General features: G+C 54.4%; 16 protein-coding genes. 7 read left to right on the top strand and 9 right to left on the bottom strand.

Going from position 1 to position 15,873, the window contains the following annotated elements:
* Window positions 1-9 precede the first annotated feature (9 nt).
* The 3 genes from efp (at window position 10) to ecnB (ending at window position 1,155) form a co-directional block, all read left to right on the top strand.
* Window positions 10-576, top strand: a complete 567-nt coding sequence (gene efp, locus OGY62_RS20145; protein ID WP_012134461.1) for an elongation factor P — start codon at window positions 10-12, stop codon at window positions 574-576.
* Between the two features lie 189 nt (window positions 577-765).
* Window positions 766-900: a lipoprotein antitoxin entericidin A gene (gene ecnA, locus OGY62_RS20140; RefSeq protein WP_024130802.1), complete on the top strand. Its 135-nt coding sequence runs from the start codon at window positions 766-768 to the stop codon at window positions 898-900.
* Window positions 901-1,008: 108 nt separating this feature from the next.
* Entirely contained in the window at window positions 1,009-1,155 is a 147-nt protein-coding gene (ecnB, locus tag OGY62_RS20135) for a lipoprotein toxin entericidin B (protein WP_024130801.1), read from the top strand.
* A 30-nt stretch (window positions 1,156-1,185) separates the two neighbouring features.
* Here ecnB and OGY62_RS20130 read toward each other — a convergent pair whose 3' ends face one another.
* A complete protein-coding gene (locus OGY62_RS20130) occupies window positions 1,186-1,785 on the bottom strand; it encodes a LuxR C-terminal-related transcriptional regulator (protein WP_286460459.1) in 600 nt (199 codons plus the stop codon).
* A 255-nt stretch (window positions 1,786-2,040) separates the two neighbouring features.
* On the opposite strand from OGY62_RS20130, the gene sugE reads away from it, so the two are divergent.
* Window positions 2,041-2,358: a quaternary ammonium compound efflux SMR transporter SugE gene (sugE, locus tag OGY62_RS20125; RefSeq protein WP_012134457.1), complete on the top strand. Its 318-nt coding sequence runs from the start codon at window positions 2,041-2,043 to the stop codon at window positions 2,356-2,358.
* 16 nt (window positions 2,359-2,374) lie between these two features.
* Here sugE and OGY62_RS20120 read toward each other — a convergent pair whose 3' ends face one another.
* The 5 genes from OGY62_RS20120 to frdA all read right to left on the bottom strand — a co-directional run bounded on the left by OGY62_RS20120 (window position 2,375) and on the right by frdA (window position 6,312).
* Entirely contained in the window at window positions 2,375-2,908 is a 534-nt protein-coding gene (locus OGY62_RS20120; protein WP_047459488.1) for a lipocalin family protein, read from the bottom strand.
* A 109-nt stretch (window positions 2,909-3,017) separates the two neighbouring features.
* Window positions 3,018-3,377, bottom strand: a complete 360-nt coding sequence (gene frdD / locus OGY62_RS20115; protein WP_012134455.1) for a fumarate reductase subunit FrdD — start codon at window positions 3,375-3,377, stop codon at window positions 3,018-3,020.
* Between the two features lie 10 nt (window positions 3,378-3,387).
* Window positions 3,388-3,783, bottom strand: coding sequence for a fumarate reductase subunit FrdC (gene frdC / locus OGY62_RS20110; RefSeq protein WP_012134454.1), 396 nt, complete (start codon window positions 3,781-3,783; stop codon window positions 3,388-3,390).
* A gap of 10 nt (window positions 3,784-3,793) precedes the next feature.
* Window positions 3,794-4,528 (bottom strand): fumarate reductase iron-sulfur protein, encoded by a 735-nt coding sequence (gene frdB / locus OGY62_RS20105; RefSeq protein WP_012134453.1) that lies wholly within the window; start codon window positions 4,526-4,528, stop codon window positions 3,794-3,796.
* Complete coding sequence (gene frdA, locus OGY62_RS20100) at window positions 4,528-6,312, bottom strand: fumarate reductase (quinol) flavoprotein subunit (RefSeq protein WP_047459485.1); 1,785 nt, start codon at window positions 6,310-6,312, stop codon at window positions 4,528-4,530. The genes frdB and frdA overlap by 1 nt, the downstream gene beginning before the upstream one ends.
* A gap of 324 nt (window positions 6,313-6,636) precedes the next feature.
* On the opposite strand from frdA, the gene epmA reads away from it, so the two are divergent.
* Together epmA and yjeM are read left to right on the top strand one after the other, a co-directional pair.
* Entirely contained in the window at window positions 6,637-7,614 is a 978-nt protein-coding gene (epmA, locus tag OGY62_RS20095; protein WP_012134451.1) for an elongation factor P--(R)-beta-lysine ligase, read from the top strand.
* 218 nt (window positions 7,615-7,832) lie between these two features.
* On the top strand, window positions 7,833-9,335 hold the full coding sequence (gene yjeM / locus OGY62_RS20090; RefSeq protein WP_047459482.1) for a glutamate/gamma-aminobutyrate family transporter YjeM: 1,503 nt from the start codon (window positions 7,833-7,835) through the stop codon (window positions 9,333-9,335).
* Between the two features lie 84 nt (window positions 9,336-9,419).
* On the opposite strand, the gene mscM is transcribed toward yjeM, so the two are convergent.
* From mscM to rsgA, 3 genes are all read right to left on the bottom strand, one after another.
* The gene (mscM, locus tag OGY62_RS20085; protein WP_024130797.1) at window positions 9,420-12,746 is read right to left on the bottom strand and encodes a miniconductance mechanosensitive channel MscM; all 3,327 of its coding nucleotides are present in this window, start codon (window positions 12,744-12,746) and stop codon (window positions 9,420-9,422) included.
* A gap of 16 nt (window positions 12,747-12,762) precedes the next feature.
* Window positions 12,763-13,731: an archaetidylserine decarboxylase gene (gene asd / locus OGY62_RS20080; protein WP_012134448.1), complete on the bottom strand. Its 969-nt coding sequence runs from the start codon at window positions 13,729-13,731 to the stop codon at window positions 12,763-12,765.
* Between the two features lie 91 nt (window positions 13,732-13,822).
* A complete protein-coding gene (rsgA, locus tag OGY62_RS20075; protein ID WP_058668459.1) occupies window positions 13,823-14,875 on the bottom strand; it encodes a small ribosomal subunit biogenesis GTPase RsgA in 1,053 nt (350 codons plus the stop codon).
* Window positions 14,876-14,981: 106 nt separating this feature from the next.
* On the opposite strand from rsgA, the gene orn reads away from it, so the two are divergent.
* A complete protein-coding gene (gene orn / locus OGY62_RS20070) occupies window positions 14,982-15,527 on the top strand; it encodes an oligoribonuclease (protein WP_049011514.1) in 546 nt (181 codons plus the stop codon).
* Window positions 15,528-15,873 lie beyond the last annotated feature (346 nt).

The raw sequence follows: 15,873 nt of genomic DNA, 5'->3' as shown, positions 1-15,873 counted from the left end.
GAGGGCCTTATGGCAACGTACTATAGCAACGATTTTCGTGCTGGTCTTAAAATCATGTTGGACGGCGAACCTTATGCGGTTGAAGCCAGTGAATTCGTTAAACCGGGTAAAGGCCAGGCGTTCGCACGCGTAAAACTGCGCCGCCTGCTGACCGGCACTCGTGTAGAGAAAACCTTCAAATCCACCGACTCTGCTGAAGGTGCCGATGTTGTCGATATGAACCTGACTTACCTGTACAACGACGGTGAGTTCTGGCACTTCATGAACAACGAAACGTTCGAACAACTGTCTGCTGACGCCAAAGCGATCGGCGACAGCGCGAAATGGCTGCTGGATCAGGCTGAGTGCATCGTGACCCTGTGGAACGGCCAGCCGATCACCGTGACCCCGCCGAACTTTGTTGAACTGGAAATCGTAGATACCGATCCAGGCCTGAAAGGCGATACCGCAGGTACTGGCGGCAAACCGGCTACGCTGTCTACTGGCGCAGTGGTTAAAGTTCCGCTGTTCGTCCAGATTGGCGAAGTGATCAAAGTGGATACGCGCTCTGGCGAATACGTATCCCGCGTTAAATAAGACGCTGACATTAATATTGATGACAACGTCTGAAATGCCCGATGGCGCAAGTTTATCGGGCCTACGGCGACTGCGTGACGCATGGGTATTACCGCCATCCGGTAAAACAGACGTGGAGTTTGTCAGCAATTTGCTAAGTTGAATTTATGGTGCAGCATTGAGCTGCGCCATACCTTTTCCAGGGCAGGAATGATGAAACGTCTTATCAGTCTTGTAGCACTCATCCTTTTCACCGGCGCGTTGCTGACGGGGTGTAATACCGCGCGTGGCTTTGGTGAAGACATCAAACATCTCGGCAATTCTATCTCTCACGCTGCCAGCTAATTACTTCCAGGTGTCTTAAAAAATCGTCGAACGCCCGTCACATTGCGGGATCTTGTCTATGCTTAAGTGGCTATACACAAACAACATTGGCTAGAAAAGGAAGACGTTATGGTTAAGAAAACAATTGCAGCGATCTTTTCTGTTTTGGTGCTTTCTTCCGTGCTAACTGCGTGTAATACAACACGCGGCGTTGGGCAGGATATCTCTGAAGGCGGCAGCGCCATTTCAGGCGCCGCGACCAGAGCCCAGCAATAAATGTGAACGGTACGGCGTGGCGTCGTACCGTTAATTGATTTGCTCCGGTAAGGATAAAAACGGCGAGTAGCGATTATCCATATGCAATTTCATGCGGATATTGCGTTTGTAGGTGTAGACCGTTTTGCCGTGAATACCGAGCGCAGCCGCGATTGCGTTGTTTCCCGCACCTTCCATCCACATTGTCAGCACCTTTTCCTCTTGCGGCGTAAGCAGCGGCGTGGCGGTTTTTGGCGTGTCAGTAACGGACTGGGCAAGCAGCACGTCCTGAATATTCCGCGATAGCTCATGCAGCGTGGCCTGTTTCGACACTACAGCATGAACCTGATACAGCGGGTTGCTATCGGCCTGGTACTGTCCGCCGCCTGATTGCAGCAAAATTAAAGGCGTGGCTCCGCAGGCCATCAGGAGCGGCGCTGCTGGCTTAAAAGAGTGGCTGTAGTTGAAAAAACTATATAAGTCAGCGATAACCAGATGAGGTTTCCACTGGGAAATATGCTCTTTTGCCAGTAGCAGGTTATTCAACCCTGATACCAGGAACGAAGAATCAAATAAGCCAGAATGATTAAGCCAGGCCTCTATCCCCGTGCGGGTGAAATGGCAGCGGTCAATCACTAAAATTTTTAACATAAACTTTCCGCATCCAGAAGTAGGCGATGGCTTCCTGACCTCAGAAAGCGTCTCATCATAGAGAAGTCCGATGAGCGTCGAATGCGTGAACTGCGCTGCGAATTGCGCCCAATTCATGCTTTTGCAACGGTGGAAAATAAAAGGGTTGAATTTGATTTTTTCGCAGGCAAAAATGCTTTCTCACACCTCTGCTTTGCAGGACGACCTGCAAATGTATCTTTCACCGGGGACGGCCCCATTTTTCTGGAGCCAGATATGTCCTGGATAATTTTGTTCATTGCGGGTCTGCTTGAAGTCGTTTGGGCGGTTGGTCTGAAATATACCCACGGATTCAGTCGCCTGACGCCCAGCGTCATTACCATTGCGGCGATGATTGTCAGTATGGCGCTGTTGTCATGGGCGATGAAAACCCTGCCGGTTGGCACGGCATACGCGGTCTGGACGGGCATCGGCGCGGTAGGGGCTGCCATCACCGGCATTTTGCTGCTTGGCGAATCCGCCAGTCCTGCGCGTCTGGCGAGCCTTGCGCTGATCGTAGCGGGGATTATTGGGCTGAAGCTCAGCGCTCACTAATCCTCCGGGAAAAGCGTTAAGCGCCGGGTTGTTTTACCCAGATTAATTTACTGACATCAAACCCTTCCCGGGTCGCGACGGCCAGCATCTGCTGCTTCATCTCTTCGGAGAGCGTCGGCGTGCGTGAGAGTATCCACAGGTAGTCGCGATCCGGGCCGCACACCAGCGCATGGCGGTACTCTCTGTCGATCGCAATGACGTTATACCCGCCGTAGAAGGGGCCGAAGAACGATACCTTCAGCGCGGCGCGGCTGGGGTCGCCCGTAAACCAGGCTTTCCCTTCTGTTTTCTGCCACATGCCCCTGTCCGGGTTGTAGCCTTTGTTGAGGACGTTCAGGCCACCGTCGTCCCGCAGACTGTAGGTTGTCGTCACTTTTTCAAGACCACTTTCGAAGCGGTGATCGAAACGCGCGATTTCATACCAGGTGCCCATGTAGCGTCTGGCATCAAAGTCAGTGACAACGGTAACGCCCCTGGGCGGGACAGGCGTGCTACACGCGACGACCAGAAACGCAGCGGTAACGGCGGCAACGACAGGCAGCAGGCGCATGGGATTTTCCTTAGCGGTTTTTTCTAAGTGTAGAACCTGGCGGGAAAAATAAGGGGGAAGGGGAAATAAAAAAGCGCCCTCTTATCGCGCAGATAAGAGGGCGTATGGCTTAGATTGTGAGGATGCCGATTGCCGTGACAACGGTCAGAATCGCCGCCAGACCGTAGAATACCCATTTGCCGCTTGGCACATGGATTTTCAGGTCATGCATCGCATGGTGCATACGGTGTAAACCGCACCACAGCGGCAGGACGATCATCAGGAACAGGAACGCGCGGCCAATGAAGCTCTGGGCGAACGCCAGTACGCGTTCATAGCTCAGCGCATCGCCCGGGAAAAGTCCCAGCGGCAGCAGAATACCCACCAACAGAACCATTACCGGCGCAATAATCGCGCCCCACATACCACCTGCACCGAACAGGCCCCAGAATACGGGTTCGTCAGAGCGTTTTGGATTTGGATTAATCATCCCGGACTCCTTACCAGTACAGGGCAACATACAGTATGACTACGGTGACAACCGCAGTAACAACCCAGAGACCTTTAATGATCGGCTCTGGCCCCATTTTTTCGTCTTTAACAATGATGTTGGCGGCTTTTGGCGCCAGCTCAAACCAGGTTTTGGTGTGCAGCAAGGCTGCCGCCAGGGCGATCAGGTTTAAGATCACCACTACCGGGTTTTGCAGGAAGCCAACGAAGCCCATCCAGGATTCCGCGCCATGTTTGAGGGCAAACAGGCCGAAAATCAGTTCAATGCTGAACCAGACTGCCGGAACCGCCGTGCCTTCGCGCAGCATGTAAAAGCGATAAAACGGCAGTTTTTTCCACCAGGTGGACGTCATTGGCCGCACATAGGCTTTGCGTTTAGTCGTCATGTTGCACTCCTTAGCGTGGTTTCAGGGTGGCGATAAGAAAGTCTTTCGAACTTTCCACTTTACCCTGCTGAATGGCCGCAGCCGGATCGACGTGTTTCGGACAGACTTCGGAGCAGTAGCCCACGAAGGTACAGGTCCATACGCCGTTCTGACCGTTTAACTGCGCCATACGCTCCTTCTTACCGTGGTCGCGGCTGTCTTCGTTATAACGATGCGCCAGCGTGATCGCAGCCGGGCCGATGAACTCAGGGTTCAGGCCGAATTGCGGGCACGCGGCGTAGCACAGACCACAGTTGATGCAACCGGAGAACTGGTGATACTTCGCCATCTGCGCCGGGGTCTGGGTGTTTGGCCCCTGATCCGGCGTACGCGGGTTGCCGATGATGTACGGTTTGATCGCTTCCAGGCTCTCGATAAAGTGCGTCATATCGACGACCAGATCGCGTTCGATCGGGAAGTTCCCCAGGGCTTCAACCTTCATACCCTTGGTGTAATCACGCAGGAAGGTTTTGCACGCCAGTTTTGGCACGTTGTTAACCATCATGCCGCAAGAACCGCAGATCGCCATACGGCAGGACCAGCGGTAGCTCAGGTCCGGCGCCAGGTTATCTTTGATGTAGCCTAACGCATCCAGCAGCGACGTCGCTTCATCGTAAGGCACTTCGTAGAAAGCACTGTGCGGCGCGGTGTCGGTTTCCGGGTTATAGCGCACCACCTCAATTTTCAGGTTTTTCATCTCAGACATTACGCCTTCTCCTTCTTATCGGCGGCTTCCGCTTCAGCGCCATACACACGTTTTGCCGGTGGCAGAGTGGTGATTTTCACGTCGCTGTATTCCAGGCGAGTTGTGCCATCAGCATCGCGGAAGGCGAGGGTATGTTTGAGGAAGTTGACGTCGTCACGCTCGGTGCAGCCTTCGTCCAGACGCTGGTGAGCGCCGCGTGATTCTTTACGTGCCAGCGCGGAGTGCGCCATACATTCCGCTACGTTCAGACCATGACCCAGCTCGATGGTGTACAGCAGGTCGGTGTTGAATACGCTGGAGGTATCGGTGATACGAACGCGCTTGAAGCGTTCCTGCAACTCCGCCAGCTTATCCACGGTTTTCTGCATGAGTTCCGGCGTACGGTAGATACCGCAACCTTCTTCCATCGACAGGCCCATTTCATCGCGGATTTTCGCCCAGTTCTCGTTGCCTTCCTGGTTAACGAGGTCTTTCAGACGTTGTTCAACGCCCGCAACCTGCGCGTCAAGCGCGGCGTCGTTAGCCGTGCCTGCGGTTGAGGCGCGTTCCATTGCTTGTTCGCCCGCCAGACGGCCAAAGACCACCAGTTCCGCCAGAGAGTTAGAACCCAGACGGTTAGCGCCGTGCAGACCCACAGAGGAGCACTCGCCAACGGCAAACAGACCTTTAATGCGGGTTTCGCAATTCTGATCGGTTTCGATGCCGCCCATGGTGTAGTGCGCGGTCGGACGAACCGGAATCGGCTCTTTAACCGGATCGACACCCACGTAGGCTTTCGCCAGTTCGCAGATGAACGGTAAACGTTCGAGCAGTTTTTTCTCGCCCAGATGACGCAGGTCGAGGTAAACCACATCGCCACGCGGCGTGGAAATGGTGTTGCCTTTGCGCCATTCGTGCCAGAACGCCTGAGACACTTTGTCTCGCGGCCCCAGTTCCATGTATTTGTTTTTCGGCTCGCCAAGCGGCGTTTCCGGGCCCATGCCGTAATCCTGCAAATAGCGGTAGCCGTTTTTGTTGACCAGAATACCGCCTTCACCACGGCAGCCTTCGGTCATCAGGATACCGGAACCCGGCAGACCGGTCGGGTGATACTGAACGAATTCCATATCACGCAGCGGTACGCCGTGGCCCAGCGCCATGCCCATACCGTCGCCGGTCACGATGCCGCCGTTGGTGTTGTAGCGATACACGCGGCCTGCGCCGCCGGTAGCCATCACCACCGCGTTGGCGCGGATCTGCACAAGCGTGCCTTCCATCATGTTCATGGCCACGAGGCCACGGGCATGACCGTCATCGACCAGGATATCCAGGACGAAGTGTTCATCAAAGCGTTGGATTTGTGGGAACTGCAAAGAGGTCTGGAACAGGGTATGCAGCATATGGAAGCCGGTTTTATCCGCGGCAAACCAGGTACGCTCAATTTTCATACCGCCGAAACGACGTACGTTGACGCTGCCGTCCGGGCGACGGCTCCACGGGCAACCCCATTGCTCAAGTTGCGTCATTTCAGTTGGACAATGGTGGACAAAGTAATCCACGACATCCTGTTCACACAGCCAGTCTCCGCCCGCTACCGTATCGTGAAAATGGTAGTCAAAGCTGTCATGATCCTGGGCGACAGCGGCTGAACCCCCTTCGGCAGCAACGGTGTGGCTGCGCATCGGGTACACTTTTGAGATCAGTGCGATTTTAGCGTTAGGATTCGCCTGCGCGGCAGCTATTGCAGCACGTAATCCCGCGCCACCGGCGCCTATAATGGCAAGATCGGCTTGAAAGGTTTGCACGACATTCCTCCAGATTGTTGTTATTTCGTCCCCGTACACCATCAGATTGAACTCCTGATTGATGCGGGTTGCGAACGCGTTTCCACTGCTCCTTTATAGGTACAACAGTATAGTCTTACGGATGTGAGGGAAATTTGACGTGTTCGATTTTTTTAGCGCATCAACGGGTCGATTTATCATTGATTCTGATTAATTTAATTACTAAACCACCTGGCTTCACTTTTTTTACTTTTCCGGCGGAGCGCATTATTCCCGCACAAAATTTGTTTCACTGGCGTGTTACGAGTAGACTTCGTGCCCTTGTCTTAAATCGGAGAAAGTACCATGAGCGAAACGGCAACCTGGCAGCCGAGCGCGTCCATTCCTAACCTGTTAAAACGTGCGGCAATTATGACGGAGATCCGTCGTTTCTTTGCCGATCGTGGAGTGCTGGAGGTTGAGACGCCCTGCATGAGCCAGGCGACGGTAACGGACATTCATCTGTTCCCGTTCGAAACGCGTTTCGTCGGCCCTGGCCACTCTCAGGGCATGAACCTTTATCTGATGACCAGCCCGGAATACCACATGAAACGCCTGCTGGTGGCGGGATGCGGCCCGGTTTTCCAGCTGTGCCGTAGCTTTCGCAACGAAGAGATGGGGCGTCATCACAACCCGGAATTCACCATGCTGGAGTGGTATCGTCCCCACTACGACATGTACCGTTTGATGAACGAAGTGGACGACCTGCTGCAACAGGTGCTGGAATGTCAACCTGCGGAGAGTCTTTCTTACCAGCAGGTGTTTCAGCGCCATCTGGAGATTGATCCGCTGTCTGCGGATAAAACTCAACTGCGCGAAGCGGCGGCGAAGCTGGATTTAAGCAATATCGCGGATACCGAAGAAGATCGCGATACGCTGCTGCAACTGCTGTTTACTATGGGCGTGGAACCGCACATTGGCAAAGAGAAGCCGACGTTTGTGTACCATTTTCCGGCAAGCCAGGCATCGCTGGCGCAAATCAGCACTGAAGACCATCGGGTGGCTGAACGCTTCGAGGTTTACTTCAAAGGTATTGAGCTGGCGAATGGTTTCCACGAACTGACGGATGCGCGCGAGCAGCAACAACGCTTCGAGCAGGATAACCGTAAGCGCGCCGCGCGAGGCTTACCGCAGCAGCCTATCGATAACAATCTGCTGGAGGCGCTGAAGGTGGGGATGCCTGACTGTTCCGGCGTGGCGCTGGGCGTGGATCGTCTGGTGATGCTGGCTCTGGGGGCGGAAAGCCTCGCTGAGGTTATCGCTTTTACCGTTGATCGGGCATAAATCTGAAAACCCCTCTTTTGCGAAACAAAATGGCGCAATGAGCGCCATTTTATAGCACATTTTTTCAATTCCCCTCTTATAGCCACAATATAAGTCTGGATGTTTGATACCATTCAGGTATCAATTCTGTGTTGATTTTTATTGCTGACCTCTGCAAGGGGGCAGTGCAAACCGGTGAGCGCCGTTTAGCCAACGTGCCCAGAGTAAGGGATGGTTTCATGAACCAGACAATAAAGAAGATGAGCCTGGCTGGCCTCATCCTGATGATATTTACGTCCGTTTTTGGTTTTGCCAATAGCCCGTCGGCGTTTTATTTAATGGGGTATAGCGCGATCCCGTGGTATATCTTTTCTGCATTATTATTCTTTATTCCATTTGCCTTAATGATGGCTGAAATGGGTTCTGCTTATCGAAAAGAAGAGGGCGGAATCTATTCGTGGATGAATAATAGCGTTGGCCCGCGTTATGCGTTTATCGGCACTTTTATGTGGTTCTCCTCCTATGTTATCTGGATGGTGAGCACTGCGGCAAAAGTCTGGGTGCCTTTCTCTACGTTCTTGTTTGGCGCAGATATGACGCAGCACTGGCGGATCGCCGGGCTTGAACCGACGCAGGTTGTTGGTCTGCTCGCCGTCGGTTGGATGATTCTGGTGACCTGTATCGCATCAAAGGGAATTAATAAAATTGCGCGTATTACGGCAGTAGGGGGGATTGCCGTGATGTGTCTTAATTTAGTTTTGTTGTTAGTGAGTGTCGCTATTTTGTTATTAAATGGTGGGCATTTTGCGGAAAATATTAATTTTGTCTCCTCGCCCAATCCCGGATATCAATCCGGCCTGGCCATGCTCTCATTTGTTGTTTTCGCTATTTTTGCCTACGGCGGAATTGAAGCGGTAGGCGGCCTGGTGGATAAAACAGAAAAGCCGGAAAAGAACTTTGCGAAAGGAATTGTTTTTGCGGCAATTGTTATTTCCGTTGGTTATTCGCTGGCGATATTTTTATGGGGCGTTAGCACCAACTGGCAACAGGTATTAAGTAATGGCTCCGTTAACCTCGGAAATATCACCTATATTCTGATGAAAAGCCTGGGGATGACGTTGGGTAACGCGCTGCATCTGTCGCCGGAAGCGGCAATGGCGACCGGCGTCTGGTTTGCGCGTATCACTGGCCTCTCCATGTTCCTTGCCTATACCGGCGCGTTTTTTACGCTGAGCTACTCGCCATTGAAGGCCATTATCCAGGGAACGCCAAAAGCGCTGTGGCCTGCGCCGATGACGACGCTGAACGCGGCAGGTATGCCAGCCACCGCAATGTGGATGCAGTGTCTGCTGGTGAGTCTGTTTATTCTGCTGGTCTCTTTTGGCGGTGATACCGCGTCGGCGTTCTACAACAAACTGACGCTGATGGCGAACGTGTCGATGACGTTGCCGTACCTGTTCCTCGCGCTGGCCTTCCCGTTCTTTAAGTCTCGCGAAGGCCTGGAACGGCCATTTGTGATCTTCAAAACCCATGTTTCTACGATGCTGGCAACGGGCGTGGTCGTGCTGGTGGTGACGTTTGCGAATGTGTTTACCATCATTCAGCCGGTGATTGAAGCCGGGGACTGGAATAGTGCGCTGTGGATGACCGGCGGCCCGATATTCTTCTCGCTGTTAGCGATGGCGATTTATCAGAACTACAGCCGCCGGATGGCGAAACAGCCTCGGTGGGCGGTGGAGTAATCTTTTTGCCGTTACCCGGCCTACGCGTTCATTGCTGTTCTGTAGGCCGGATAAGGCGAAGCCGCCATCCGGCATTATTACGGCTTACAAACTTCCCGCCGGGCGACTTTTCCTGGCGGCGGATGTCAGCGTTCTTCCAGTCTGCCTGCCATTCAGGCTTTCCAGGCGCATCTGGAACGGCGGGAATGGCATATCAATACCGTGCTCATGGAAGCCCGCCAGAATCAACTGGTGGATTTCGTGGCGCAACGGCATACGGTGCCCCATCTCTGCGGCATAGATACGCAGTTCGAAGATCTGAATCCCCTGTTGCAGGTCAACCAGGAATACTTCTGGCGCCGGGTTGTCGATCACCAGTGAACAGCGGTGCGCCGCAGTCAGCAGAATTTGCGTCACCTCTTCGCTGTTAGCGTCTGACGGCGCCGGGATGGTCAGCACCACACGCGTTACCGAATCAGACAGCGACCAGTTGATAAACTGCTCGGTGATGAACGCTTTGTTCGGCACGATGATCTCTTTACGGTCCCAGTCGCTGATGGTGGTGGCGCGGGTGTTGATTTTGGTCACGCTGCCGGTAAGGTCGCGAATGGTCACCGTATCGCCAATACGAATCGGCTTTTCGAACAGGATGATTAAGCCGGAAATAAAGTTGGCGAAGATCTCCTGTAAACCAAAGCCCAGACCGACACCGAGCGCGGCGACCAGCCATTGTAACTTCGACCATTCAATGCCAATCATCGAGAAACCGACCAGCCCGCCAATCAGCATCAACAGATACTTGGTGATGGTGGTGATGGCGTAGCCGGTGCCGGGCGTCAGATCCAGATGCTGCAAGAGCGCCAGCTCCAGCAGGGCGGGCAGGTTACGCACCAGTTGCGTGGTGATGATAAACACCAGGATCGCAATCAACACCGCGCCCAGCGTAATCGGCTCCAGACTTTCAACCCCTTGCACCGTGGAGGTGACATCCCACAGCGAGATATTCTCCAGGAAGCCAAAGGCGGAATGGATTTCCGACCACAGCACAATGACCGACAGCAGGGCGATAAGCATCAGGATAGAACGTACCAGGCGCAGCGACTGGGCGCTGATGGCGTCGAGATCCACTTCGCTTTCATCCACTTCGACGGCCCCTTCGAGGCTGGTGGAGTGGGCGGGTTCTTCTTCGCCGCGCGCACGTTGCGCCAGCATTTCGGCCCGGCGATGCTTAGCGCGATCGAACGCCAGACGGCGACGCTGAATCAGCATCCAGCGGCGAATGACGTGATAGATAACCAGCAGCAGGAACCAGATGGCGACGGAGGTCTCCAGTCGCGCCAGCAGCGCCTGCGCGGTGGCCAGATAGCCGACAGCGGCCGCAAGGATCGCAATGAGCGGCGCGCCCATCAGCAGGTTCCAGAGCATACTGTTGACCATATTGTCGCCGCTGCCCTCTTTATCGAGGTACAGCGGGATACCGGCGCGCTTCAGGCTCAGCGTGACAATCGCGAGCGCGCCGCAGATCAGGATGAAGCAGAGACGCCCCAGCGACGCGGAGAACTCCCGATCGTTAAGATTATCAAACATAATCAGCGCCATAATGAGCGGGACAATCAGCCCGATGCTCATCAGGTAATAGCGCATGGCGCGCGCGACACGGTTTCGGGGCCAGCCAAAATGCGCCACAAACAGACCGTTAGGGCGGGCAAAGGTGGCGCAAATCATGACGACCCACAGCAGCGGAACCGTTGCTGTCACCCCGTCGCCGATGGCGACGGCCAGAGGATAAGGCCATGCCTCCTGCAACCCATAGCCCAGCGTGGCCCACAGTACGGGCAGCGGGGAGGCGACCAGAATCGACCAGAACACGGTGCGCAGCGTCAGCCAGAAGTGATCCTGCGTGACTTTCCCGACGCGGGAGGATGAACGCTCCAGAAAACGGGTAAAATGTTTGCGCGAATAGAGACTAAAACCAACCAGCACCAGCGCGCCAAACAGCGGCAGCAGTGTCTCCTTGCTGGTAAGCATCATGATGCTGGCTTTGCCGAGCTGATTGAACGTATCCAGTGAGATCAGTCGACGCAGATCCTGAACGAGGCTGATAGGCCACGAGAGCGACATCGGACTCACGTCAGACGTCCAGAACAGGTAACGGTGAGTGGCTTCGTTGACCTCTTTCAGCGCGTCTTCCAGTTGACTATTGGACACTTTCAGCTTGGTGAGTTCGAGGATCAGCGTATCACCGCCCTGCAACAGTGAATTCAGCAGCTCGCGTTGGGTACGCAGTTGGGCGTCAAGAATGCGGCTCTGCTCAGAGGTCAGCGTTTGACCGTCGGCCTGGCGAATCTGACGTAGTTGCGGTTGTTTGTTGAGCAGGTCTTCGTAGCGCATACGGTGTACGCGCAGTTGCGCCATTTCGGTATCTAACTGCTGCGGCTTGGGCATTTCCGGGAGACGCGATACCTGCGCGCGCAGGGCTTCCCCCAGCATATTCGATACGCCTAACCACTGCGACTGTTCCCGCAGGGTGTTCAGGGCCTGACGAACCTGTAGCGTCTGGCTGGTGGCCTGGCGTTGCTGTGAGGCCACCAGATCCATGCGTTGCGCCTGCTGGTTAAGCGCCTGTGACAGCTCGCGGTTCACCTTGAACTGTTCGATAATGCCCGGCGGCAGGTCAGCGCTGTTTTCTGCCAGCAGTTCGGTGCTTTCCAGCGCTCGCTCTGCTTCTCGTTGGCGCTGGCTGTTTAATTGATTGCGTAATGCCTGCAACCAGGCATCCAGCTGTTGGCTCTGTTTTTCCGCCAGTTCGGAGCGCATTCGCGCCAGTTCCTGACGGTTATTCGCCGAAAGCTGCGCCAGTTCCAGCTCATCAACCTGCGCTTTGAGTCTGGCGGATTCGGCCTGCATACTCAGATTTTGCGCCTGGTTGAGCGGGGAGTTGCCGCTGGCGGTGCCAATGCGCCGCTCAATCTCATTTAACTGGCGACGGGCATCCGTTTGCTGTTGTGGAAGCTGGCTTAACGAATCGGCGATTTCACGGGCGCGCTCTCGCTCCTGCTGGGCCTGACGGCTTTTATCCAGCAACTGGCTGCTGACCTGGAGGATCTCCTGGCTTAGCGCATCGGTGGACATGCCTGGCGGCACGCTGCGCGGTTCATCGCGCAAGTTATTGAGCTGTGCGCGTAGCGTCGCGGACAGCTTAGGGAAATTGTCGATAACCTGCTGATATTGTTCGGCGCGCTCAAGAGAACCTTTTCGTTCCTCAAGCGCGTTCAGCGCAGACTGGAGGGCCTCTACGGCCTCTGGCTGAGCGGGTTTTGCCGCTTTAGCCTGCTCCAGTTCCTGGGCAATCAGTTTGGCGTCGGGGGCCGTCGCAGCGTACGCCCCCAGGCTGAGGCACCAGGCCATCAGAAAAGTGATAATCAGGCGCACAGCAGCGATCCTTTATTTAACTTTCGTCTTTCTTGTCGTCAACCAGCGGGCTGGCGTCGTGTTCGGCGTTGATCTCTTCTTCCGGCAGCGGCGCGGGTTCCGCTTCAGGGGTCACGAAGAGTTCGGTAGAAACGGCCAGCGGCTGACCGATTTTGGTCACTGACAGGCTTTGTAGCTGTTCAGCCAGCGTGACTTTACCCGGCGCAAACAGGTTGATCACGGTTGAACCCAGTTTGAAACGGCCCATCTCCTGACCTTTCAACAGCGCCACAGACCCTTCGCTTTCCCCTTCCGGCCAGGTCCAGCGTTTGATCACGCCTTCACGCGGCGGCGTAATGGTTCCCGCCCAGACGGTTTCGATGCTGCCGACAATGGTCGCCCCGACCAGAATTTGCGCCATTGGACCAAATTCCGTGTCAAACAGGCAGATCACGCGTTCGTTACGGGCAAACAGGTTTGGCACGTTCTGCGCGGTCAGGTGATTCACCGAGAACAGATCGCCCGGTACGTAGATCATCTCGCGCAGGATGCCGTTGCACGGCATGTGTACGCGGTGGTAGTCGCGCGGAGAGAGGTAGGTGGTGACAAACGAACCGTTGCGGAACAGGTCCGCCATCAGGTAGTTACCTGCCAGCAGCGCTTCCAGGCTGTAGTTGTGACCTTTTGCTTGCAGGATTTTATCTTCTTCGATTTTACCTGACTGGCTGATCACGCCGTCAGCCGGCATCACCAGTACGTTTGGATCGGTATTCACCGGACGGACGTCGTCACGCAGCGGACGAACAAAGAAATCGTTAAAGGTGCGATAGCTGGCGGTATCCGGCTTCTGCGCCTCTTTCATATCGACCTTGTAGTATTTCACGAACAGATCGATAACCAGTTTGGTCAGCCAGCCCGCTCGTTTTCTCGCGCCCCAGCCCGCCAGGCGAGTGAGCCATAGTTTCGGCAGAATGTATTGTAGCGAAAGTTTAAATGAGTTTAACAAGGTAGCCTCCAGGCCATTGTTGTTCCTGAACCGGCATTGACGCCGGCATCCTGAAAAAAGGGGACGATTCTAGCGATGCTTAGCGTAGTTGTCAGTCGTCCATATCAGAAAAGTTTTTACGTGTTTTTACCTGTGCCATGCTTTCCAGAATGCGGTGATAATTTTCGAAACGGGTTTCTGCAATTTTACCGTCTTCTACCGCTTCACGGATGGCGCAACCTGGGTCGGTATCATGCTTGCAGTCGCGATATTTGCAATGGCCCAGGTAGTCATGAAATTCGACAAATCCGTGGGTGATTTGTTCCGGTTCGAGATGCCAGAGGCCAAATTCGCGTACCCCAGGGGAGTCAATCACATCGCCGCCGTGCGGGAAGTGATACAGGCGCGCGGCGGTCGTGGTGTGCTGCCCCAGACCGGAGTTATCCGACACATCATTGGTGAGGATCGCTTCCTGTAGGCCCAGAAGGGCGTTCAACAGGCTCGATTTTCCAACGCCAGACTGCCCGGCAAAGATGCTGATACGGCCGGTTAGCGCCTCTTCTAATGGTTTGAGGCCATCTTGCGTATGGCTGGATACCATCAACACGCGATAGCCGATGCCGCGATAGATATCCATCTGCTCATTAACGAAGTCCATCCCTTCGTCATCCAGCAGATCGATTTTATTGAGCACGATTATCGGTTCAACCTGCAACGTTTCGCAGGCCACCAGGTAGCGGTCGATAATATTGAGTGACAGCTCCGGCAAAATGGCGGAGACAATGACGATTTGGTTGATATTGGCGGCAATAGGCTTCACGCCGTCGTAGAAATCCGGGCGCGTTAGCACGGAGGTGCGTTCGTGTACGGCTTCGACGATCCCTTTGACGTTGACGCCTTCAGCCGCCGCTTTACCCGGACGCCAGACGACGCGATCGCCGGTGACCAGCGAACGGATCGTGCGACGGATGTTGCAGCGGTGAATCTCGCCATTGGCGGATTCTACGTCGGCATGCATGCCAAAGCGGCTGATGACGATACCTTCAGCGGTCTCGCCGAACAGGTTGTCATCGAAGTCTGCCTTCTCCGTGGACGTTTTTAGACGACGCTGGTGATTGGCTTTCACGCGGCGCTGTTGGCCTTTGGAGAGTTTATTTTTACTCAATCGTACTGGCTCCTGGTCGCCCGCAATGGGCAAAACATCTATGATACACGCTATTTTAGATGAATATAGTCACACTGACTGTGACCTCTGAAGGGTGGAAAATAGCATGAGTGCCAATGAAAACAACCTCATTTGGATAGATCTTGAGATGACCGGCCTGGATCCCGAGCGCGATCGCATTATTGAGATCGCGACGCTGGTGACCGATGCCAACCTGAATATCCTGGCGGAAGGGCCGACGATTGCAGTGCATCAGTCTGCTGAACAGCTGGCGTTAATGGATGACTGGAACGTGCGTACTCATACCGGAAGTGGTCTGGTGGATCGGGTGAAAGCCAGCACGTTTGACGATCGCGCCGCAGAACTGGCGACCATTGAATTTTTAAAAGAGTGGGTTCCGGCAGGTAAATCACCGATTTGTGGCAACAGCATCGGCCAGGATCGCCGTTTTCTGTTTAAGTACATGCCTGAACTGGAAGCCTATTTCCACTATCGCTATCTGGATGTGAGTACGCTGAAAGAGCTGGCGCGTCGCTGGAAGCCGGAAATCCTTGCCGGTTTTACCAAGCAGGGGACGCACCAGGCAATGGATGATATTCGCGAGTCGGTGGCGGAGCTGGCTTATTACCGCGAGAATTTTATTAAGCTGTAAACGGCGTATTTGCCGGATGGCGAAGCGAAGAGTCTTATCCGGCTTACGATTTGCCTGCCGGGTGTGCTTGCGGCGGGGTGAATTTGGCGCTAAATTGTACGCTTTGCTGATAAATTCAACACTCAGAACGAAAACGGAAAAAATTGCGTTTTAGGGGGTTGCAGCAGAAAGGATTTCTCGTATAATGCGCCTCCCGTAACGACGCAGAAATGCGAATTACGACAGCAACAAATTTAATCACAGAATTTCAGATAACAGTCTGAAAAACGAAGATTAAGCGGGAATAGCTCAGTTGGTAGAGCACGACCTTGCCAAGGTCGGGGTCGCGAGTTCGAGTCTCGTTTCC

This window comes from Citrobacter sp. CK198 (genome assembly GCF_030333295.1).
Lineage (GTDB): Bacteria > Pseudomonadota > Gammaproteobacteria > Enterobacterales > Enterobacteriaceae > Citrobacter_B > Citrobacter_B koseri.
The sequence above is the reverse complement of the archived record's forward strand: the minus strand, read 5'-3'. Positions and strand labels throughout refer to the sequence as shown.